The 21,674-nt window shown below is 63.6% G+C and carries 20 protein-coding genes and 2 pseudogenes; 9 read left to right on the plus strand and 13 right to left on the minus strand.

The window, feature by feature from the left end:
• The first annotated feature begins 4 nt into the window (after positions 1–4).
• Both AAC014_RS10430 and AAC014_RS10435 read left to right on the plus strand, forming a co-directional pair.
• Complete coding sequence (locus AAC014_RS10430) at positions 5–991, plus strand: amidohydrolase family protein (RefSeq protein ID WP_339708035.1); 987 nt, start codon at positions 5–7, stop codon at positions 989–991.
• Positions 988–2,397 carry an aldehyde dehydrogenase family protein gene (locus AAC014_RS10435; protein ID WP_339708038.1) on the plus strand — a complete coding sequence of 470 codons (1,410 nt, stop codon included), beginning with the start codon at positions 988–990 and terminating at the stop codon, positions 2,395–2,397. Before AAC014_RS10430 ends, AAC014_RS10435 begins: the two co-directional genes overlap by 4 nt.
• On the opposite strand, the gene AAC014_RS10440 is transcribed toward AAC014_RS10435, so the two are convergent.
• Positions 2,394–3,368 carry a fumarylacetoacetate hydrolase family protein gene (locus AAC014_RS10440; protein WP_339708041.1) on the minus strand — a complete coding sequence of 325 codons (975 nt, stop codon included), beginning with the start codon at positions 3,366–3,368 and terminating at the stop codon, positions 2,394–2,396. The genes AAC014_RS10435 and AAC014_RS10440 overlap by 4 nt on opposite strands.
• 84 nt (positions 3,369–3,452) lie before the next feature.
• Here AAC014_RS10440 and AAC014_RS10445 point away from each other — a divergent pair, with 84 nt between their 5' ends.
• Both AAC014_RS10445 and AAC014_RS10450 read left to right on the plus strand, forming a co-directional pair.
• A complete protein-coding gene (locus AAC014_RS10445) occupies positions 3,453–4,484 on the plus strand; it encodes a protocatechuate 3,4-dioxygenase (protein WP_339708044.1) in 1,032 nt (343 codons plus the stop codon).
• Positions 4,485–4,577: 93 nt separating this feature from the next.
• Positions 4,578–5,339 (plus strand): helix-turn-helix domain-containing protein, encoded by a 762-nt coding sequence (locus AAC014_RS10450; protein ID WP_339708046.1) that lies wholly within the window; start codon positions 4,578–4,580, stop codon positions 5,337–5,339.
• A gap of 6 nt (positions 5,340–5,345) precedes the next feature.
• Here AAC014_RS10450 and argE read toward each other — a convergent pair whose 3' ends face one another.
• Positions 5,346–6,509 carry an acetylornithine deacetylase gene (gene argE, locus AAC014_RS10455; RefSeq protein ID WP_339708049.1) on the minus strand — a complete coding sequence of 388 codons (1,164 nt, stop codon included), beginning with the start codon at positions 6,507–6,509 and terminating at the stop codon, positions 5,346–5,348.
• Positions 6,510–6,526: 17 nt separating this feature from the next.
• Positions 6,527–8,143 (minus strand): thiamine pyrophosphate-dependent enzyme, encoded by a 1,617-nt coding sequence (locus AAC014_RS10460; RefSeq protein WP_339708052.1) that lies wholly within the window; start codon positions 8,141–8,143, stop codon positions 6,527–6,529.
• A gap of 164 nt (positions 8,144–8,307) precedes the next feature.
• Here AAC014_RS10460 and AAC014_RS10465 point away from each other — a divergent pair, with 164 nt between their 5' ends.
• The 5 genes and pseudogenes from AAC014_RS10465 to AAC014_RS10485 all read left to right on the plus strand — a co-directional run bounded on the left by AAC014_RS10465 (position 8,308) and on the right by AAC014_RS10485 (position 14,219).
• Complete coding sequence (locus AAC014_RS10465) at positions 8,308–9,492, plus strand: amino acid aminotransferase (protein ID WP_339708055.1); 1,185 nt, start codon at positions 8,308–8,310, stop codon at positions 9,490–9,492.
• A gap of 27 nt (positions 9,493–9,519) precedes the next feature.
• The gene (locus AAC014_RS10470; RefSeq protein ID WP_339708058.1) at positions 9,520–10,770 is read left to right on the plus strand and encodes an MFS transporter; all 1,251 of its coding nucleotides are present in this window, start codon (positions 9,520–9,522) and stop codon (positions 10,768–10,770) included.
• A gap of 450 nt (positions 10,771–11,220) precedes the next feature.
• Positions 11,221–12,274 (plus strand): annotated as a pseudogene (locus AAC014_RS10475) (IS3 family transposase).
• Between the two features lie 431 nt (positions 12,275–12,705).
• The gene (locus AAC014_RS10480; RefSeq protein ID WP_339708061.1) at positions 12,706–13,269 is read left to right on the plus strand and encodes a sigma-70 family RNA polymerase sigma factor; all 564 of its coding nucleotides are present in this window, start codon (positions 12,706–12,708) and stop codon (positions 13,267–13,269) included.
• Positions 13,266–14,219 carry a FecR domain-containing protein gene (locus tag AAC014_RS10485; protein WP_339708064.1) on the plus strand — a complete coding sequence of 318 codons (954 nt, stop codon included), beginning with the start codon at positions 13,266–13,268 and terminating at the stop codon, positions 14,217–14,219. The genes AAC014_RS10480 and AAC014_RS10485 overlap by 4 nt, the downstream gene beginning before the upstream one ends.
• 106 nt (positions 14,220–14,325) lie before the next feature.
• On the opposite strand, the gene istB is transcribed toward AAC014_RS10485, so the two are convergent.
• From istB to ilvD, 10 genes and pseudogenes are all read right to left on the minus strand, one after another.
• Positions 14,326–15,057 (minus strand): IS21-like element helper ATPase IstB, encoded by a 732-nt coding sequence (gene istB / locus AAC014_RS10490; RefSeq protein WP_339708695.1) that lies wholly within the window; start codon positions 15,055–15,057, stop codon positions 14,326–14,328.
• A pseudogene (locus AAC014_RS10495) lies at positions 15,057–15,380 on the minus strand (IS21 family transposase); the annotation flags it as partial. The pseudogene AAC014_RS10495 and the gene istB, both read right to left, overlap by 1 nt.
• Positions 15,381–15,522: 142 nt before the next feature.
• Positions 15,523–15,933, minus strand: a complete 411-nt coding sequence (locus AAC014_RS10500) for a hypothetical protein (protein WP_339708067.1) — start codon at positions 15,931–15,933, stop codon at positions 15,523–15,525.
• Positions 15,934–16,002: 69 nt separating this feature from the next.
• Positions 16,003–16,725, minus strand: coding sequence for a glutathione binding-like protein (locus tag AAC014_RS10505; RefSeq protein WP_339708070.1), 723 nt, complete (start codon positions 16,723–16,725; stop codon positions 16,003–16,005).
• A 21-nt stretch (positions 16,726–16,746) separates the two neighbouring features.
• Entirely contained in the window at positions 16,747–17,475 is a 729-nt protein-coding gene (gene gloB / locus AAC014_RS10510) for a hydroxyacylglutathione hydrolase (protein ID WP_339708073.1), read from the minus strand.
• A 1-nt stretch (position 17,476) separates the two neighbouring features.
• Entirely contained in the window at positions 17,477–17,941 is a 465-nt protein-coding gene (locus AAC014_RS10515; RefSeq protein WP_339708076.1) for a VOC family protein, read from the minus strand.
• A gap of 97 nt (positions 17,942–18,038) precedes the next feature.
• Positions 18,039–18,806, minus strand: coding sequence for an SDR family oxidoreductase (locus AAC014_RS10520; RefSeq protein ID WP_339708079.1), 768 nt, complete (start codon positions 18,804–18,806; stop codon positions 18,039–18,041).
• A complete protein-coding gene (locus AAC014_RS10525) occupies positions 18,803–19,081 on the minus strand; it encodes a hypothetical protein (RefSeq protein ID WP_339708082.1) in 279 nt (92 codons plus the stop codon). Before AAC014_RS10525 ends, AAC014_RS10520 begins: the two co-directional genes overlap by 4 nt.
• Positions 19,078–19,959 carry an NAD(P)-dependent oxidoreductase gene (locus AAC014_RS10530; protein ID WP_339708085.1) on the minus strand — a complete coding sequence of 294 codons (882 nt, stop codon included), beginning with the start codon at positions 19,957–19,959 and terminating at the stop codon, positions 19,078–19,080. The genes AAC014_RS10525 and AAC014_RS10530 overlap by 4 nt, the downstream gene beginning before the upstream one ends.
• Positions 19,956–21,662 carry a dihydroxy-acid dehydratase gene (gene ilvD, locus AAC014_RS10535; protein WP_339708088.1) on the minus strand — a complete coding sequence of 569 codons (1,707 nt, stop codon included), beginning with the start codon at positions 21,660–21,662 and terminating at the stop codon, positions 19,956–19,958. Before ilvD ends, AAC014_RS10530 begins: the two co-directional genes overlap by 4 nt.
• Between the last annotated feature and the right edge of the window lie 12 nt (positions 21,663–21,674).

The following is a 21,674-nucleotide window of genomic DNA, read 5'->3' on the forward strand; positions in this document are numbered from 1 at the left end:
CGCTATGCCCGTTATCGACGTTCACACACATATGCTGAGCGCATCATGGGTGGAAGAACTCCGCCGACACGGCGCCCCCAAATACGATGTCCGTCCCACGAAGGCAGGGCAGGACTCGGTGTTCCTGCGTGGCGCGCCGTTCATGACGTTGACCCCCGAGATGTTCGATTACGACCTGCGTGTGAAGAACATGGACAAGGCGGGCGTCGATGTGGCTATCGTCTCGCTGACCTGCCCGAGTGCCTATTGGGGCGGGCCGGAGGTGAGCGCGGCGACGGCGGCGGGGATGAATGATCTTATGGCGTTCCAGCAGGGCCGCTACCCGGACCGTATCCGCTGGTTCGCGACGCTGCCGTGGCAATATGCCGACCGCGCGGTCACGGAGCTGGACCGCGCGGTGAAGGCCGGCGCGGCGGGCGTGTTCGTAACCGCGAACGTGGACGAGAAGAACCTCACCGACCCGGTATTCGCGCCGGTCTGGGAGGCGATCGACCGCCATGCGCTGCCGGTGCTCGTGCATCCCACAGCGCCGCAGGGCGCGGACGCAATGGGCATGGACGAATACGGGCTGGTGCCGCCTGTCGGCTTCATGTTCGATACGACGCTCGCGATTTCTCGCATGATCTTCGACGGCTTCTTTGATCGATACGAGAGGCTCGGTATCATCGCGGGGCACGGTGGCGCGACGCTGCCCTACCTCGCCGGGCGGCTCGATCGCTGTCACGAACGCATTCCGGCGTGCGCGGAGAAGATCAGCGCGCCCCCGTCCAGCTACCTGAAGCGCATCTACTACGACACGGTGGTTTATGAAAAAGGTGCGCTCGATCTCTGCATCGAGGTCGCGGGCGGGCCGGAGCGAGTGATGTACGGTTCGGATTATCCGCACAATATTGGCGACATGGAAGGCTGCCTTGCCCGTGTCGATGCGCTCGGCGGTGATGCCGCGCGCATGGTGCGTAGCGGCACGGCGGAAAGGTTGTTCCGGCTATGAGTGCACCTGTACCGATCGTGGATGGAAAGCCGCTGCAAACGGCGACGACTTTCCCTGTCATCAATCCCGCGACAGGCCGCGCTTTCATCGATTGCCCGTTGACGAGCCTCGACGATCTGGAAGCGGCGGTGTTGGCCGCGCGGCGGGCGTTTCCGGGCTGGTCCGCGACTCCGGCCGATACGCGTGCGGCGGCTATTGCCGCCATCGCGGACGCGGTGGAAGCGGAGAAGGAGGTGCTCGGCCGGCTGCTCTCCTCCGAGCAGGGCAAGCCCGCGCGGACGGCGGCGATGGGCGAAATGAACGCCGCGATCATGTGGATGCGGGCAACCGCTAAGCTACGGCCCGCGGTAGAGACGATCCGCGACGACGAAAGCGGCACGGTGCAGGTGCACCGCCTGCCGCTCGGCGTTGTCGGCTCGATCACGCCATGGAATCACCCGGTTCTGATCGCCGTGTGGCACATCATGCCGGCGCTGCTCGCCGGGAACACGGTCGTCATCAAGCCGTCATCCTGTACGCCGCTCAGCACGCTCCGCCTTGTCGAGATCGCGAACGCGCATCTGCCCGCGGGCGTTTTGAACGTGGTGACGGGCGAGGGTGACATGGGCCGCGCCATCTGCGCGCATCCGTGTATAGACAAGATCGTGTTCACCGGATCGACGCCGACCGGACGCACCATCATGGCGAGCGGCGCGGCGAACCTGAAGCGGTTAACGCTCGAACTCGGCGGCAACGATGCCGCCATCGTGCTTCCCGACGCGGATGTCGACGCCATCGCGCAGAAGATTTTCCTGAAGGCGTTCAACAACAGCGGCCAGACCTGCGCGGCGCTGAAGCGGCTTTATGTCCACGAAAGCCTTCACGATGCGCTCGCCGGTCGCCTCGCTGAACACGCGCACGCGTCCGTGATGGGACCGGGCGATGATCCGGCGAGCGAGTATGGCCCCGTGCAGAACAAGGCGCAGTTCGATTTCGTCTGCGGCCTCGCCGAAGACGCGCTTGCGAAGGGCGGACGCTTCCTCGCGGGCGGCGCGCCGCTCGACCGCGACGGCTATTTCTTCCCGCTCTCGATCCTCGTCGATGTGACGGATGGGATGCGCGTCGTGGACGAGGAGCAGTTCGGCCCGATCCTGCCCATCATCCGCTATACGGACGCGGAGGACGCGCTCGCCCGCGCCAATGCGGGGGAGAACGGTCTCGGCGGGTCGGTATGGTCGTCGGATATCGCGGGGGCGACGGCACTGGCGCGGCGTCTCATCTGCGGCAATGTCTGGGTGAACGATCACTCAGTCATCTCGCCCGATGCGCCGTTCGGTGGCGCCAAGCAGTCCGGTATCGGCACCGAGTTCGGCCTGCACGGCCTTGATGAATATATGCAGCTCCAGACGGTGCGCGTCCCCCGTTAACCGGGCCGCGCGCCGATCGTGTTGCAAAGGGTGCCGATGCCCTCTACCTCGAGTTCGATGACATCGCCGGGTTCCAGATAGCGCCCTGTCTCGAACCCGCAGCCGTTTCCGGCGGTGCCCGACCCGAAGACATCGCCCGGATACAGCGTCTCGTCGCGCGACACGAAGGCGATGCAATCCGCGAAGCTGTGACACATGCCGGATGACTGCGCCCGGCCCTGCACCTCGCCGTTGATGCGCGATTCCATCGACAGATTCGAGACGTTCGGCAACTCATCGCGCGTCACGATCCATGGCCCCATGGCGTTGCCGGTATCGAAGTCCTTGCCCTTCGATGGCCCCATGCGGAATTGCTGATCGCGCACCTGCTCGTCGCGCGCGCTGAAATCGTTGTAGATCGTGTAGCCGAAGATGCAGCCGGCTGCGTCTTCGCGTGCAACGTTCACGCACGTCTTTCCGATCACCGCTGCGAATTCGAGTTCGTAATCCAGTGTCGTCGTAAAGCGCGGCCAGCGGATCGTAGCGCCGTGCCCGGAGCAGGTCATGCGGTTGCCCTTGAAGTAAAAAGGTCGCTGATACCAGATCGGCGGCAGGTCATAGGCGCCGCTCGCCTTGAAGCGCGCATAGGCCGCCTCCGGGTCCGCCTCGCCGCGAGCGCGCGTTCTCATGCTGGTTTCCAGCGCCTGCAGGCAGTGCAGCTCGAAATTGGCGAAATCGCGGATCGAATTGGGCACGGGGAGCGGCGGAAGGAAGCGCACGCTTTCCGGTGCAAGGGTGTGATCGCCGCGCCAGCGCGCTGCCAGTGCGTGCGCCGTATCGAGGCCGGCGTCACCTGCTTCGATCAGCGTCTGCATCGAGGTGAAAAATACGCGTTCGTCCAGGTTCGCGGCGGCTGCGAGGTCGAGCAGGCCATCTTTCACAAGAGCGCCGATTCTAACCCCGCCGCCGGCTTCGAATGTCGCGAGTTTCATTGAAAGCCTATCCGTAGTTGTATCGCAAATCGCAATACTGTAACGAATAACGCAACAATATGACGGGTCAAGCGAGGAGTGGTCGTGGCAAGAATCGTGCTTGGAATCGGATGCGCGCACACACCGCAACTGCACACGCTTGCGCGCGACTGGGACATTCGCGGCGATCGCGACCGCCAGGACGGCGTGCCGCTATGGTTCCGTGGGCGGAAACTTTCCTACGCGGAACTGGAACGCGAGCGTGATGCCGAAAATCTCGGCCGGTATCTCGATCTGGCGACACGCGAGGAATCGCTTCGCCGAAGTTTCGCGGCGATGGACGCGCTTCACGCATCCTTCGTCGCGGCGGCACCCGATGTCGTGGTGATCGTCGGCAACGACCAGAAGGAAATCTTCTCCGACATGATTCCGGCCTTCGCCGTGATCGCGGCGGACACCATCGTCAACGTGCCGCGAACATCCGAACAGAATGCGCGCCTGCCGATCGGCATCGAGATTTCCGATCACGGTCATCTGCCGGACGATCGGACGATCTATCCTGGCCACCGCACGCTCGGTCTTCACCTTGCATCGCATCTCGTCCGGGAAGCCGGCTTCGATGTCACGCTCTGCCATGAAAAGCCCACGGTGCAAGGCGATCGCTCGCTGCTCTTCGGAATGCCGCACGCTTACGGTTTTCTCTACAAGAACGTGATGCGCGATCATGTCGTGCCGCACGTCCCCGTCGATGTGAACTGCTGGTACTACGAGAACAGCCCCACCGCGGCACGCTGTCATGATTTCGGAACCGCGCTCGCCGATGCTATCGCCGCGTGGGATGTCGACGCGAGGGTTGTGGTTCTGACGACGGGCGGCCTTACCCACTTCGTGGTGGACGAAGCCTGGGACCGTATGTTCCTAGAAGCGATGCGTACGCGCGACGCAAAGACCTTGCGGGCTTTGCCCCAGAACGAACTGATGGCGGGCACGTCCGAGTGTAAGAGCTGGATCGCGGCATCGGCCGCGATGGATCGGGCGGGCCTTTCGATGACGGTGGTGGATTATCAGAAGCTGTATCGCACCGAAGGGGGTACGGGCTCGTCCTGCGCCTTCACACGCTGGCAACCCGTGGCTTGATTCAACCGGGTCGGGAACGGGCTTCTCGGTGCCGGGGCTACATGCTAGTGCCAAACGACAAGGCAGGCTCACCCTGCGGGCATTGGATGACGAATGGCGGCAGGAAGAACACGAAGCAGTGAAGGTGCGGCGTCGGCGCGGGTCAAGAGCGTGGAGGTTACCGTACAGATCCTGGACGTGCTTTCAGAAGCCTCGGGCGCTGTCCGTGTCACGGATCTCGCCCGTCAGCTCGATATGACCAAGGCGCGTGTCTCGCGCCACTTGCAGACGCTCACCAATCTGGGGCTGGTCGACCGGGCACGGGAAGGCGAAGGCTACGTGTTTGGCCGTAAGCTGCTGAAGTTCGGGCGGGCGGCCGTCTACCGCAGCAATATCGTGGAAATCTCACGGCCCTTCATCATCGATCTGCACAACGCGACGGGTCATACCGCGCTACTTTCCACGCCCACGCGGGGCGGCGCTATGGTCGTGCTTTCGGTCAACAGCCAGTTCGAGCCAGGGGTCATGATCCATCCCGGCGCTGTTCTCGGCTTGCCGGAATCTCCTGCGGCGCGCCTCATCTATTATTTCGAAAAGAAGAAGCCAACGCCGCCGCGCGTCATCGAGAACCTCACACGCTATGGAGTCGATTTCGAGGCGAATGTGCGCGGGAACGGTCTTGGAGGTATCGCGGCGCCGCTTTTCGAGCCGGACGGGGTGATCGCTGCCACTGTCAGTATCATCCTCTCGTCGGCGCTGCTGATGCCGGAGCCCGACCTGGCGCTTCTCGAAAACGTGAAGGCGACAGCGCGCGCGATTCAGGATCAATATGCCGAAGGTGTGGTTTCACCGCTGATGCCGCTGCAAGGCGCATAGCCTCGCTTACTCGAACGCGGTTGCGGCGAGGCGATCCATGAAGTCCTCGCAAAGCGCAAGTTGTTCGAGCGAAATGAACTCGTCGGGCTTGTGTGCCTGGCTGATCGAGCCGGGGCCGCAGATCACCGCCGGGATGGCGCGCGCCTGAAACAGCCCGGCTTCAGACCCGAACGTCACATGGCGCGGCGCGGCGTTGCTGCGATTGAGCCGCTGTACATAGCGGGTCAGCGGTGCATCGTCGTCGATGGCGAAGCCGGGGACATGGCCGATCCGTACTATCTCGATAGCGGCGTTTGGCGCGATGGTGTGCATCCGCGGGAGCAGTGCAGTTTCGGCAAAATCCCGGACCTCCGTGATCAGGGCCTCCGGATCGGTCCAGGGCAGCGTGCGGATGTCGAAACGAAACGTGCAGGCGGCAGGCACGATGTTGGCGGCATGGCCGCCGCCGATCACGCCGGTCTGCATCGTGGAGTAGGGGACTTCATAGCCGTCGTGGCGGCGTTCTTCCTGCGCCATGCGCTCGGCGATCTCCGCAATGCGGTTCACCAGCCGCGAGGCATATTCCACGGCATTCACGCCTTGCGGCGCGAGCGAGCTGTGAACCTCCAGCCCCGAGACCGTGCAGGAATAGACGGCGCCGGCCTTGTGGCCGACAACCGTGTTCATGCTCGTCGGCTCGCCGACGATGCAGCCGCGTGGCGAAAGGCCGCGCGCCGCCAGGTCGGCGAGCATGTGGCCGACGCCCTTGCAGCCGATTTCCTCGTCGAATGAAAAGGCGAGGTGGATGGGTTCCTCACCAGCCGCCGCCTTCAACACGGACACCTTGGCAAGCGCGACCGCGATGAAGCCCTTCATGTCGCATGTGCCGCGCCCGTAGAGCTTGCCGTCTCGTTCGGTGAGTTCGAACGGGTCAGTTGACCACGCCTGTCCGTCGACGGGTACGACATCCGTGTGGCCGGACAGGATGATGCCGCCGCTGCCGTTGCCGATCGTGGCGAAGAGGTTCGCCTTGCGCGCATCCTCGCCGCGCGTCAGCACGCTTTCGATGCCATGTTCCGCCAGATAGTCCCGCACCCATTCGATGAGTTCGAGGTTGGAATCGCGGCTCACCGTGGGAAAACCGACGAGCGTCTTCAGAATGTCGAGCGTTGCGGGATCGGGACGGCGCATGGTCTGGCGGGTTCCTTTCAGCGCACCTTGCGCCCGTGGACATGCTTCCACGGCGACGCGGTCTTGCCAAGGTCGCTCGGCACCTCGATCAGCACCGGCCCGTCGACGGTTTTCGCGCGTGCGAGCGCCTCGCGCAGGCCTTGAGGTCCTTCGGCGCGGATACCTAGCGCACCGAACGATTCGGCGAGTGCCACGAAATCGGGGTTGTGAAGGTTGGAGGCGATCAGGCGGCCGCCGTACTTGTTCGCCTGTATCCGGCGTACGTTGCCGAAATTCCCGTCGTTGAAGACGATCGCAATTAACGGAATCCGGTGCAGAACGGCAGTGGCGAGTTCCGGCATGGTGTACAGGAAACCGCCGTCGCCGTTCACCGAGATCACGCGCCGAGCGCCCGCGCCGACCTGCGCGCCGAGCGCTGTGGCGAAGCCGTAGCCGAGCGTTCCCTGATAACTGGAATTCACATAAGTGCGGGGCGAATAGATCGGCAGGCCGTAGCGCGATGCATAGCCGACCTGCGTCATTTCATCCACGAACACGTCATCGTCGGCCATCGCCTCGCGAATCACGTCCAGGAAGGACATCTGCGGCTGAATGTCCCGCTCGATTTCCTCGCGGAATTCGCCGCGAATGGCGGCGAACGTCGCGGTGCGCAACGGCTTTTCGATGCCGCGCGCGGCGAGCGCCTCGGCCAGCAGTGCCGTGGCCTCCGCGGCATCGGCGCAGATACCGATCGTAGGCGGCGCCACGCGGGTCATTTCCGCCTGATCAAGGTCGATGCGGATGACCTTGAGCCCTGAATCGTATCCCCATTCCCGTAGCTGCTGCAGCCGCGTGCCGATGCCGATGACGAGGTCGACATCCTTCCAGTGCGGAAGCGCCGCGGCAGCGGGCAGGGCATAGGCATCGTCCGAGCGCACGACCCCGCGTCCCATGTGGCGGCTGACGATTGGGGCCTGCAGGATTTCCGCGAGGCGGCGGATCTCTGGTCCGGCGTCCTGCGCGCCGCTGCCGACGACGATCATCGGCGTTTCGGCATCCGCGCACAGGGCTGCCGCTTCCGCGATCATGTCGGGGTCGATGCCGGGGGTCACGAGTGCCGGTTTTTCCGCCCATGCGATCATTGCGGTCTGCGCGAGGATGTCGGGCGGAACTTCAAGCGCGACCGGGCGCGGACGTCCGGTCAGAAGCTGTCGGAAGGCCTCGTCGAGAAGTGCCGGGATCTCGCTCGCGTGCGAGGCGCGCGCGCTCCATTTCGTCAGGCTGCGGAGCAGGCCATCCTGATCGTTGATCTCGTGGAGGGCGCCCTGGCGGCGATCGATGAGCGCGCTGTTCACGGTGCTCGTCAGGCAGAGCACGCGCGCGTTGCACGCATAGGCCGTGGAAAGCGCCGCACCGGCGTTGAGGAGGCCGGGGCCAGGTACCACGGCGCAGACGCCGGGACGCCCCGTCACCATCGCATAGCCAAGCGCCATGTAGGCTGCTCCTTGCTCGTGGCGCGTGTGGACGAGGCGGATGTCCTCGCCGTTCCGGTAGAGCGCGTCGAACAGCTCATCGAGCTGGACGCCCGGCACGCCGAACATGTCGGATACTCCCCAGCGTTGCAGACCTGCGACGAGGATGTCACCGCCGGTCATCCGTTTCGCCGTTGCCGTCGATATCGCTTTTGCTTCGTTCCCCACGCTCGACCGTCCTGTAAGTTGTTACGTAATACGATACTATGTTGCGAAAAATGAGATAATGTGCAAGTGCTAATCCGACGTGCCGATTGCGTCGTGTCAATTGACGAGGGGAGTTCGCCATGTTTTCCGACCTTGCGGTGCCCAAGGCCGATCCCATCCTTGGGCTTACGCAGCTCTTCGCGGCCGATTCGTCACCTGAAAAGGTGGATCTCGGCATCGGCGTTTACAAGGACGAGGCCGGTGAGGTCCCCGTGCTTGCCACGGTGAAGGCCGCTGAGCGGTGGCTCACCGAAACGCAAATGAGCAAGCGTTATTTCTCTTCGGCGGGGAATGATGCCTTCAACAGCGCAACCCGTTCGCTACTCTTCGGTGCGCAAAGCGACGCCTTCACCCGCAGCCGTACCGTACAGGCCCCCGGTGGCACAGGTGCGCTTCGCCTCGGCATGGATTTCCTGCGCGTGGCACGGCCCGGCGGGCGCGTTTTCATTCCGACACCAACGTGGACCAATCATGGTCATCTGCTCGCGGCGGCCGGATGCGAAGTTGTGAACTACCCCTATTACGATGTCGCCACCGGCAAGCTGCGCTTCGATGCGATGATGGAGGCCTTGCAGGACCTCGCGGCAAAGGATGTGCTTCTACTCCACGGATGTTGCCACAATCCATCTGGCGCGGATCTGGACGCGGATGGCTGGCGGGCGATCACGGACACTCTGGGACGTTCCGGCGCGTTGCCCTTTGTTGACCTCGCCTATCTTGGTTTTGCCGAGGGATTGGAGGAGGACACTTACGGCATCCGGCTGCTCGCACGGCGGTTACCGGAGGTCGTTATCGCGTCGAGCTACTCGAAGAACTTTGCGCTTTATCGCGATCGGGTCGGTGCACTCACGATCGTCGGCGCGAATGCAGCGGACAGTGATCGTGCCTATGAGCATCTTATGCCGCTTGCGCGCGCGTTGTGGTCGATGCCGCCCGATCACGGTGCAGCTGTGGTCGCGCATGTTCTGGGAGATGCGCTACTCGCCGCCGACTGGCGACAGGAACTGGCGGAGATGCGTACGCGTATCAACATGATTCGCGCTCTGCTTGTAAAGCATCTCGGGGGCGCTGCGCGCGACTATGCGTTCCTTAGCCGTCAGCGCGGAATGTTTGCGCTTCTGGGGCTCAGTCCGGAAGCCGTACGTACACTGCGCGAAGAGCACCATGTGCATATGACCGGAACAAGCCGGGCTAATGTCGCTGGGCTCAACATCGCGAATGTCGAGCGCGTCGCGAGGGCTATCGCTTCGGTGAGTGATCTATAGAAACGGTTCCGGGGCGGGAGGGACGGTATGTTCAGGGTTGACTCTGCGCTTAGTGGCGAACTGCGTGAAAACTGGCGCATCCTGGTGATTGCGTTCGCAGTGCTATTCTTCGGTTTTTCGGCGCCTGCCTATGCGCTGCCCTTCCTCTACCCCGAAGTTATCGCCGAATTCGGCTGGACGCGCGAACAGGCGACCCTGCTTGCTTCCGCAAAGTATCTGACCGGCGCGGTGGCTTCGATTCTGGTCGGCCGGTTTCTCGATCTCACCGGCGTATGGATTGCGCTTTTGCTCTCGATCATGGTCGGTGGCCTGGCGCTCGTCGGCTTCCTCTTTATTGGCGATCTCACCACATATTACATTGCGGGTGTCATGCTCGGTATTGCAGGTCCAGGTGCGATGGTCACCGTGTTCGTGATGATGGCGCGCACATTCCGTGAAGCACAGGGCACGGCAACTGGCATTGCGCTCCTGGGAACCGGGCTCGGCGGTGTCGTTATGCCGCTGTTGACGGCAGCACTGATCGGCACCGTCGGATGGCGCGCAGGCATGGCGCTGCTTTCGCTGGGGATCTGGCTGATTGCTGTGCCACTGCTCATATACGGTATGCGGACAATTGCTGTTGCAAGTGCCGGCGACCACGAGTGGAACGCATCGGACGAGCCGGCGGGCAGTGGACCCGCCGCATATATCGGCGACCTTATGCGCGGCCACACGTTCTGGCTGCTTTCAATCGCCTTCTTTCTTGTCACCATCGTCGATCAAGCGCTGGTTCAGCATCAGGTGCTTATGTTCAATGATGCGGGTGTGTCGCCGGAAATGGCGGCGCTCGGCGTCAGCCTGATCGGGCTGCTCAGCATGGCGGGCCGGATCGTGGCCGGCACGGTGCTCGATCGCTATTCGAACCGGGGCCTCGCGCTTTTCTATCTTCTGCTGACGGTCGTGGCGTTCCTTTGCCTGTTTCTCGCAAACCCCGCCGTCTTTGCACTCTTCATCGTGCTGCGCGCGTTGGCCCATTCAGGGGTGATGATCGACGGCCCCGTGCTCGGGCGACATTGCTTTGGCGTACGGCACCTCGGCGTCCTGCTCGGCCTGTTCACCGCCATGGCGAACATCGGCTCGGCGACGGGGCCGTGGTTGATGGCGCGCCTGTTTGATCGGCTGGGCTCATACGACGAGGCGCTGATGCTGTTTATGCTCTTGCCCGTTGTTTCGGTGGTCGCGATTCTGATCGTAAAGCCCGGGGTCTGGCTTCAACAGCGTGGACTGACCATGAGATGATAGTGACACAGTACAGGGCGTCATTTTTTCTGCGTAAGCGCAGTGCGGAAGTTTTCGGACGACGCGTGCCAAGCATTTCATTAGGTGATTTCTACGTTGGCCTGACTGACCTTCTCGGTCCTCTTGGCAGTTATCGTTATTGTTCAGTGGAGCGGTCCCGAGCTTCAAATTCGAGATTGACCAGCGCAGCGCATTCACTACTGTCCTGTGCTGGGCGCTAAGGGTCCCGCGAGGTCCGGGAACGTCCAGAAAGCGGCTGGTTCCCAGCACTTTTTCACTTAATGTCACCGAATGGAATTCGGCTCATTCATTCCAATCCATCGGCTGCACCATCAAAATGATAGCCCACTGCCGGTTTGGTGGACACTGAGATTGCGTGTTTCGACCTATCGGAGGGCCACGACGCAAAGAAGGGAGTTCAGCCACGAGTTCAGGCTTGAGGCGGTGAGGATGGGCCGCGAGCGGGGGTGACGATCGCCCAGGCGTCGCGTGATCTGGATGTGCATGCGGACGTGCTGTGGAATTGGGTCCGGGAGCTTGCCACCGATCGGGGCCATGCCTTTCCCGGCCACGGTCAGGTGAATGAAGGCGGAGCGCGACATCCCAAAAAACCGCCGCCTACTTCGCGAGTCACTCGATATGAGATTCCAGTTTATTGCGATGCACCGAGATATCTGGCCGGTTGCATGGATGTGCGGGGCGCTGGGTGTCTCGCGGAGTGGCTTCCGTGCCAGGCTGATCCGTCCGCCATCGCAGCGTGCCCGCGACAACCAGGTGATCGGTACGAAGGTCCGTGCCAGCTACATAGGTCTGGCACGACCTGCTGGCCGACGGGATATCCGGCAACCTGCGCCAGATCGATCGGCTCATCGCCAGCAGAGTCTTCGGGCGAGGCCGCGGCGCGGTCTTCCCAAGGATCATGGTGAGTGCTCGATCATCGTCGGCAACATGCTCGATCGCCAGTTTACGGCCGACAGGCCGAACCAGAAGTCGGTGGCCGACTTCACCTATCTGGACGGCCGAGAGATGACTGTATGCCGCGGCGGTGATCGACCTCTCCTCGCGTCGGGTGGTCGGATGGTCGATGAGCGCCAACATGACGGTCCAGCTCCTCACCGATGCGCTAATCATGGCGACCTGGCGACGTGGCAAGCCTGACGCCCTGCTACATCACTCGGATCAAGACAGCCAATATACCAGCGAGCAGTTCCAGCGGCTGATGGTCGACAATGAGATCACCTGCTCGATGAGCCGGTCAGGCAACGTGTGAGATAATGCCCCAATGGAGAGCTTTTTCTCCTCGTTCAAGACCGAACGGATCGGAAAGAAGATCTACCGTACGAGAGCCCAGGCGAAGAACGACGTGTTCGATTATATCGAATGCTTCTACAACTCGACCCGGCTTCACTTGACCTCTTCGAACGTGAAGCTGGATAGCCTGAACCAACCTATCTCCATGCCTACTAAACGACATCTCCAATGGAGTATTTACGCCATCTGCTAGAAAGAGGTGGCACACTCGATAAAAACCGCAATCACCGATCGTTGCGAGAGGTTCTGCTGATGGATTCTGAACTCACGAAGAGTTCCTGTATCGAGCATAAATATTGGTGGGGTCACAATTCAATCCTTCTGTCACGTCAGTGACATCCGCATTCAGCATTGCAATTCAAGATCGTTGATTTATCCTGATCACGCGCCGCCCGATATTGCGGCGCCGAGGCGTGAGAACCTCGCTTGAGTCCCGTAGCCGGAATTCTGCCGGGTGGTTGGCGCGTATGTACAGGCCTTTCGGGGCTAAAGGCGCTGACGCATGCCTCAAGCATGTTCTCATCACCCGGCTTTCCGCCGTGCCTCGCAAGGGAGGCATCGGATCGTGGCAAGGCAGCGGGAGAGCAAGGAAGGCGGGCGGGAAGCCGGCTGCGGGGTGGTTCGATGCAGCTGAATCTCTGGAGTTCAGCAGATCCCGCCGATGACGAATTTCATGCGCGTGTTGCTGAGGCGAAAGCGCCCGACGTCGCGGCGCTTTACCGCGAAGAGGCGCCGCGCCTGCGTCGTTTGTTCGGGCGCCGAACCAGACAGGCAGACGCGGTGCAGGACCTCGTCCAGAGCGTTTTTGCACGTTTTCTCGGCCGTTCTGCAGGCAATCATGTCCTTGACGAGCCGCGCGCCTATCTGACGCGTATTGCCTGTAACTTGCTGCGCGATACGGCGCGGCAGCAGGCACGGAGAGGAGATCGATCCTCCGTAAGTATTGAGGAAATTCCCGGGACGGAGAACGCGCTCGCCAGACTCGAAGCACGGGATATGCTTCGCCGTATAGATGCTGCTATTCTGGTGCTCCCTGCACGAACGCGCGAGATTTTCATGGCCCATCGCTTCGAGGAGCTGACCTACCCCGAGATCGCGGCGCGCATGGGCGTTTGCGTCAAGACCGTCGAGAAGCATATTTCGCTCGCGCTGCGCGCGCTTCACCGCGAACTGGGCCAAGCGGAGTGACGCCCCGGTCTGTGGACGGCGACGCGCGCGTCGCCGAGGCAAGCGACTGGTATGCGCGCATGCGCGGCGCCGACACCGCGGATGACCGCCTGGCGTTCGAGCTCTGGTACGCTGATCCTGAAAACGCGAGAGTTTACCGCGAGATCGAGCAGATCTGGAACACAGCCGGCCGCAGCAGCCTTCGGGAGCAGCCGGCAGGTAGGCAAACATCCGCGCGCTGGAAACCACTGGCAGCCGCCGCGGCGATCGCGCTCCTCCTGCTGGGCGTCAGCCTGTTGTCGGCCGGGTCGCCCGTGCTGCCCGAACAGGACCCGGCAAACGTTCTTGCACTTGCGAGCGGCGATCACGAACGGCGGGCATGGGGGCTCGCTGACGGCTCGTCAGTGCTGCTGAACGGCGGCGGCGCGCTTGCCGTGGAATATTCAGACGCCGAGCGCCGGATCCGGCTGGATCGTGGCCGGGCGCGGTTTGTTGTTGCGCACGATGCCGGGCGGCCCTTCGTCGTGCTCGCCGCCGGCAGCCGCGTCGTCGCGCGGGGCACCGTCTTCGACGTCGAGGCGGGTGATACCGGCGCCGAGGTGACGCTTCTGGAAGGTGTGGTCGATGTCAGCGCGGCGAACGCATCGAAGCCTGCGACGCTGAACCCGGGCGAGCGTATTGTGACAAGGGAAGGGAACGCAGGCATTACGGCTGCTCCTGCGGGCACCGCGCGCTGGACCGAGGGCCTTGTGGTGACGCAGCGCCTGCCGCTTGCCCAGCTTGTCGCGGAGGCCAACCGGTCGCCAGGCGCTCGCATCGAACTGGCCGATCCGGCGCTGGGCGCGCTCAAGGTGTCGGGTACCATGCGCCTTGGCGACCCGCGCCTCGCCGACAAGCTCGCCGCAACGCTCGACCTCGCGGTCGTTCGCGAACCGGGCGGCAGTATCCGGCTGCAGGCGCGATCTTTCTGAACATCGCGTAGGGGGTTTGCTGCCCCCGGCATCAACCGACCTGAACGCTTCATCCCGAGGTGTCCCGCCACGGCGGCAATCGGCTTCTTTTGGTCGATAGGCGGGCTCAGCTGCGGTTCTTGAAGCGCCAGCGATCGTTGCCGGTCTCGATGATGTCGCAATGGTGCGTGAGCCGGTCGAGCAGGGCCGTGGTCATCTTGGCATCGCCGAAGACGGTGGGCCATTCGCCGAAGGCGAGGTTGGTGGTGACGATGACCGAGGTGCGCTCGTAGAGCCGGCTGACGAGGTGGAACAGCAACTGCCCGCCGGTACGGGCGAACGGCAGATATCCCAGTTCATCGAGGATCAGCAGGTCGAGCCGGGAGAGATGTTCGGCGAGCTTGCCGATCCGGACCTGATGGGTCTCCAGTTCGAGAAGGTTCACGAGATCGGTTGTGTTGTAGAACCGGGCGCGGGCGCCGCTACGGATGCAGTTGCGAGCAATGGCGATGCTGAGGTGGGTCTTTCCCGATCCCGTGCCACCTACAGCCACGATGTTGCGCTGGCTGGCGAGGAAGCTGCCGGTGGCAAGGTCGCGCACCAACCCTTCGTTGATCGGCGTGCCGGTAAACTCGAAGCCGTCGAGCTCGCGGGCGAGCGGCAGCTTGGAAACGGTCATCTGGTACTTGATGGAACGGGCGTGCTTCTCGGCGATCTCAGCCTTCAGCAGGTCGCCAACGACGTGCTGGACGGGGTGCTGACGCTTGAGGGCGTCGGCGATGACCTCATCGTAGGCGTGGCGCATGCCGGCAAGCTTCAACTCGGCCATCATGCCGATAATCTCATGGCGCTCCATCATCATGCGGCCCTCCGCACGGGCAGCAGCCGATCATATCGGCCCGCATCGGCGACGGGTTCGATCTTGAGCTGCAAATGCTCGGGCGTGGCGATGCTGGGCTCCATCGGCGCCGATCGTGACCGGGCCAGGATATTGAGCACGACATCGGCGCTCGTAAGCCCCTGGGCCAACGCTTCGGCGGCGGCGGCTTCGAGCGCGTCGAGACCGTCGACCGTGGCAGCCGTCAGGATCTTGACCATCTGCCGGTCGCCATCACCACTGCCCTTCAGCTTGCCGCGGAGGCGCTCCAATGCGGGGGGCAGCGCAAGCTGCTTGAACGGCGCGGCGATCGCAAGAAGCCCAAGCCACGTACGATTTCTGACGAGGAGGTCATCTTCGATCGAGACATAAAGCCAAGGCTCGGCGACGGGCTGCTGTACGATCTCACCGGCGATGAATGCTGGGAAGGTTGTTCGAAGTCCCACCTCAAATCGCACCAAGTTCCTTCCAAGCGGCAATTTCACCATCAGAGATGGTGAGAGTTACACGCCAGCGGCCGTCAGAGCGGCGCAGAATATAGATATGGTCCCACGCGGCGATCGTCTCGCCGTCTTTGCCCAGCATCCGATAGGCGATGCGGGCCTCGGCGACCTCCGGATAGAGACGGATGGCGGACAGCAGTGCGCCCTCCGGTGTCACCACGCCCTGCTGGCGATAGAAATCAAGCAGGGTCACGACGTGGTCGCGAAACGCTTGGCGTTCCATGGCGAAGTTCCCGGTCGGTGAGGGGAACAGGCCGACCGGCTCCCACAATTCAGCGATCGTATCGGCATCGCTGTTGGCGAAGGCTTCCACATAGATGGTGAAGAAGGCCGCGATTTCCTGGTCGAATGTCATCAACTTTCCTTTCGATACCGGTTTTGCTTGTTTCAGGCGGAGGTGAAGAACGCCAAACTGCGATGCCGATCAGGGCGCCGGTCGGGCGCGCTGGTTGAACAGGATCCCGCGCCGGCGTTCGAGTTCCTCGGGCGACAGGCTGGCCGGGTCCTCGGGCGGGCCAGCCGTCACGGCAAGGCCGCGCTGCACGGCGGGGCGGGCCGAAATCTCCTCGAACCAGCGTTTGACGTAGCGAAATTCGTCAAGATCGATGTCCTGCTGCCTCCATCCCATAGTGTAGGGATAGGCCGCGATGTCGGCGATCGTATAGGTGTCGCCGGCGACATGGCACCGGTCGTACAGCCGGTTGTTGAGCACGCCGTAGAGGCGGTGGACCTCATTGTCGAAGCGATGGCGCGCATAGCTCTGGTCGCCCGCGTTGACCGACACCTGCGCGAAATGACCGCGCTCGCCGAACTTCGGGCCCTGGTTCGCGGCCTGCCAGACCACCCATTGCATGACCTCATAGCGGGCGCGGGCATTGTCCTGCGGCCAGAAGCGGCCCTCCTTGTCGGCGAGGTAGAAGAGGATGGCGGCGGATTCGAAGACGCTGAGCGGCGCGCCGCCACCCTTGGGTTCGGTGTCGATGATAGCAGGCATGCGGTTATTGGGGCTGATTGCGAGGAAATCGTCGGCGAACTGGTCGCCCCGGCCCAGATTCACCGGCACGATACGGTAAGGGATGCCGAGTTCCTCGAGCAGGATCGTGACCTTGATGCCGTTGTTGGTCGACCAGTAATGGACGTCGATCATCACCGTCTCCTTTGCCCCGGTCTAGCCCCGGAAAACATCCTTGGCGGCCCGGCGCGACGTGAACTCGGCCACGTTCGATGCACGCAGGAAAGGGTTGGTGTCGCGTTCGGCGGCGATGCTGAAGGGTACGGTTGGCCGCCCCGCCTCCCGCGCCGCGTCGATCGCCAGCATGCGTTCGGCCAGCTTCACATTATCGGGCTCGACCGTGACGGCGAAGCGGGCATTGTCCTGGGTATATTCGTGCGCGCAATAGACCACCGTCTCCGGTGGCAGGGTCGCCAGCCGCTGCATGTTCGCGAACATTTGATCGGCAGTCCCTTCGAACAGGCGGCCACAGCCGAGCGCGAACAGCGTGTCGCCGGGGAAAAGGATCGCCGCACCGGGCAAATGATAGGTCAAATGGACTGTAGTGTGGCCGGGGGTCGACAGAACTTGGCCTTCGAACGCACCGATGCCGACCCGGTCGCCCTCGCCGACGATGCGGTCGATGGCGGGGATGGGGTGGTCGCGATCGTCCGGTGCCGTTATCCGGCAGTCGGTCGCGGCCTTGATCCCGATATTGCCCGCGACATGATCGTCATGCCAGTGAGTGTTCCAGATCTGCGTGATGCGCCATCCCCGCAGCGCCGCTGCCGAAAGGACGGGCGCGTCGACCGCCGGATCGACAACGACGGTCTCGCCGCTCGCCGCATCATGGATCAGCCAGACATAATTGTCCGAAAGGACCGGGACGCCGGCGACCTCCAGCACCTTACCAACTGCCCTGATTGGGCATCGACAGCCAAGGCTCCTGCGGCGGCAGGGGTTTCTTCTCTGCCTGGACCAGCTCGATCGAGATGTCGTCGGGCGTCTTCACAAAGGCCATAACCCCGTCGCGCGGCGGCCGGTTGATAACCACGCCGGCTTCCGACAGATAGCGGCAGGTATCGTATATGTTGTCGACATAGAAGCACAGGTGACCGAAATTGCGGCCCTTACCGTAATCGCCCTCGTCCCAATTGTGGGTCAGTTCGATCTGGGCGGCGGCCTCATTGCCGGGGACGGCCAGGAAGTAGAGGGTGAAGCGGGCTTCCTCATTGTCGTAGCGGTCGATCTGCTTGAGGCCAAGAAGCTCGAAAAATCTAAGCGTCTTCTCCGGATCGGAGATCCGCAGCATCGCGTGCCAATATTGCGTAGCGGTCATGTCGAACACATCCTCCAGCGCGGCGGCTGCCATGGCGACGGAGAAAAACGACGCCGCCGCCCCGGCATGTCCAAGAGATGCTGATCCTCTAGCTGGCGGCACAGGATCAGGTCAACATATATGATATGTTTCAGTCCATGTTAAGATGGAGCCCGGCGTCGAGCACCAGCACCGCGCCGGTCATCAGCGAGGCCCCGGCAACGAGCCAGTGGATGTCCGCCGCGACGTCGGCGGTGCGGCCGATCTTCTTGAGCGGGGAGTCTTCGCGCTGGACGGCGGCGCGCCGTTCGAAAAGCTCCGGGTCCATGCGCTGGACGAAACCGTCGGCAACGAGGGCGGGGCATACCGAATTGACCCGAACCTCGGGGGCAAGGATCCGCGCCAGGGAAAGGGTGAGCGTGTTGGTCGCGCCCTTGGACGCGGCATAGGCGACCGACGATCCGGTGCCCGTGAGTGCGGCATAGGAGGAAACGAGCACCACCGCCCCCCGGCTGGCGCGCAGCGCGGGGGCGCAGGCCCGTGCGCTGAAAAACGGGCCCGCCGTGTTGACGGTCATAGTCAGCTGGAAATCGTCGAGGGTCAGCGCGTCGAGATCGTTCAGCGGCACCATGCGGGTCGTGCCTGCGCAGCAGATCAGCGCATCGATTCGCCCGAATCGTTCGGAGGCCACGGCGGCCATGCGCCGACAATCCTCATCGACGCCGACATCGCCGCGAACTGCGAGGCCCTGCCGGCCGGCGGCGATCGCTTCCGCCACCAGCTCCGCCGCCGCCTCGATTTCGCTTTCGAGGAAGTAATTGACGACAACGCTCCAGCCCTGCGCAATGAAATGGCGCACGGTGGCCGCGCCGATTCCCGACGCGCCGCCAGTCACCAGGACGACCTTCGTCTCGCTCATGCCACCGCTCCGGCAAGATAGCGGTGAGCCCAGCCGAGCCCGGGGCTGGTATCCATCAGCGACCGAGATTCGCGGTCGAGGCAACGGTCGTAGCCCAGTGCTTCGAGCGGCTCGACGACGACGTTATAGCGCATTTCGTCGATCTTGAGCTCGTGGCGGCATGGAATCCCCGCCAGCTGGACATGCGCCAGCGCATTGGGGCGGCGTTCGATGGTGGCGACCATGTCGTCCTTCGTCAGCGTGGCTTTGCAGAGGTCGAGCCAGAACTGGATCATGCCGCGGCCCTCTCATAGAGACGGATCAATGCGGAGACGTCGTCGTCGGGCTCGGGCGCGCCGCCCTCGGCGATGCCCGCATAAATCGCCTGCACCGCGCGCAGGATCGGCGCATTTGCGCCGAACCGTTCCGCGAAGCGGTGCGCAAGACCCGCGTCCTTCGCCATGACCGCAATCGCTCCCAGCCGCGGTGCGAAGTCATGCGTGGCCATGCGCGGCCCGAAGATCTGGAGCGGACTCGAATCGGCGAAACCGCCCGCAAGTGCGCCGGGCAGGTGCTCCACATTGATCCCCGCGCGCCGGGCCATCGCCATCGTCTCGGCGAGCACCAGCATATTGGCGGCGACGATCGCCTGGTTGCAGATTTTGGTCGCCTGCCCGGCACCGCTCCCGCCCATCCGCGTCACGCGCGCCGACAGCGGCGCGAACAGCGGGCCGAGCCGGTCGATCGCCGCCTGCTCGCCGCCGGCGAAGACGATCAGCTGTCCGTTCGTTGCCGCGGGAACGCCGCCGCTAACCGGCGCGTCGACCCAGTCGATACCACGCTCGGCGGCCCGGCGCGCGAAATCCTGCGCCGCCTCCACCGCGCCGGTCGAGAAATCGCCGATCGCCTGGACGCGGGGACTTTCGTGGCTGAAAAGGCCGCCGGGACCAAAGGCGATCTGCTCCACGATGACATGCGACAAGAGGCAAAGGCCGATCAGCTCGGCCTCCCCAGCCACCTCGGCCGGCGTGTTCGCGATCCGAACGCCATCGGTGGCCAGCTGCTCGGCCTTATCCCTACTCCGGTTCCAGACGATCACGTCATGGCCGGTGGCGGCGAGTCGGCGGACCATCGGCAAGCCCATGTCGCCAAGGCCGATGAAGCCTATCGTCACGCGTCCATCTCCCACACGACATTGCCGCTGTGGGTTACCGCGCCTTTGTTCGCCGGGCCAACGGCCGCCGCATATTTCTCCAGCACCCCTCCTTTCGGACGCGCGCGGGCCGTGCGGGGCAGGGCGCGGCGCGCCTCGAACTCGGCTTCATCCAGCTCAACCAGCAGAATGCCGCTGCTGTCGCGCGCATCGATCGCGATGATATCGCCGTCGCGGATCAGGCCGATCGGACCGCCACTCGCCGCCTCCGGCGAGATATAGCCGATGCACATGCCGCGCGTTGCGCCCGAGAAGCGGCCATCGGTGATTAGCGCCACCCGCTCGCCCATGCCCTGGCCATAGAGCAACGCAGTGATGCCCAGCATCTCGCGCATCCCCGGCCCGCCGCGCGGACCTTCGTTGCGGATCACGATGACGTCGCCGGCCGCATAGGCCATCGCCCGCACGGCGGCGAGGCACTCCTCCTCGGACTCGAACACGCGGGCGGGGCCGCGATGTTCGAGTTTCTTCAGGCCGGCCGTCTTCAGCAGCGCGCCGTCCGGCGCCAGATTGCCCTTCAGCACGGTGACGCCGCCCGAGGGGGCGATCGGGGCGCCGCAGGAGCGGACCACGATGCCATCGGGTGCGCAGACCTCGGCCAGATCCTCCGCCAGCGTCCGTCCGGTCACGGTCAGGCAGTCGCCGTGGAGATGGCCGCCGTCGAGCAGTGCTTTCAGGATCACCGGGGCGCCGCCGATCTCGAACACGTCCTTGGCCAGGAAGCGACCACCGGGTTTCAAATCGGCGATCAGCGGCGTGCGGACGAGCACTGCGGCGACATCCTCGAGATCGAAGTCGATACCGGCTTCGTTGGCGATGGCGGGCAGGTGAAGCGGCGCGTTGGTCGAGCCGCCGGTGGCGGCGACCACGGCGCAGGCATTTTCCAGCGCCTTGCGGGTGACGATGTCGCGCGGCAGCGGCCCGCCGCCGAGCACCGCCCGCATCAGCAGCTTGCCCGCCTTGCGCGCCATCGGGGCGCGGGCGGCATAGACTGCCGGGATCATAGAGGATCCGAGCAGAGCCAAGCCGAGCGCTTCGGACACCATGCCCATGGTGTTGGCGGTGTATTGGCCGGCACAGGCGCCTGCGGTGGGAAGGCAGGCGCGGGCCATGTCCTCCAGTTCCGCCTGGGTCGCCTCGCCTGCCAGTACCCGGCCGATCATCTCATAGGTGTCGACGATGTTGACGTCGCGCCCGCCGAGATGGCCGGGCAGGGCCGCCCCGCCATAGAGGAATACAGAAGGCACGTTGCAGCGGACGATGCCCATCATCAGGCCAGGCATATTCTTGTCGCAGCCGCCGACCGCGAGGATGCCATCCCATTGATGGCCCCGAACGGTCGCCTCAACGCTGTCGGCGATCAGTTCGCGCGAGATCAGCGAGAAACGCATGCCCGAATGCGCCACTGACAGACCGTCCGACACCGACACCACGGGACATTCATGAGCCGTGCCGCCGCCCGCATAGATGCCCGTCTTGGCATGGAGCGCCTGATCACGCAGCGTGGTGTTGCACGGGCTCATCTCGCCGCCGGTGTGGATTACGGCGACATGCGGCTGCCGCAGGTCCTCGTCATCCTCGCCCAAGGCGTAGAGGAAACTGCGCGTGGTCGTGCGGACCACCCCGTCGCGGATGATCTCAGATCGAAATTTGCGGGCAGTCATGCCGGGCATCCC

It is taken from the genome of uncultured Sphingosinicella sp. (assembly GCF_963974575.1).
Lineage (GTDB): Bacteria > Pseudomonadota > Alphaproteobacteria > Sphingomonadales > Sphingomonadaceae > Sphingosinicella.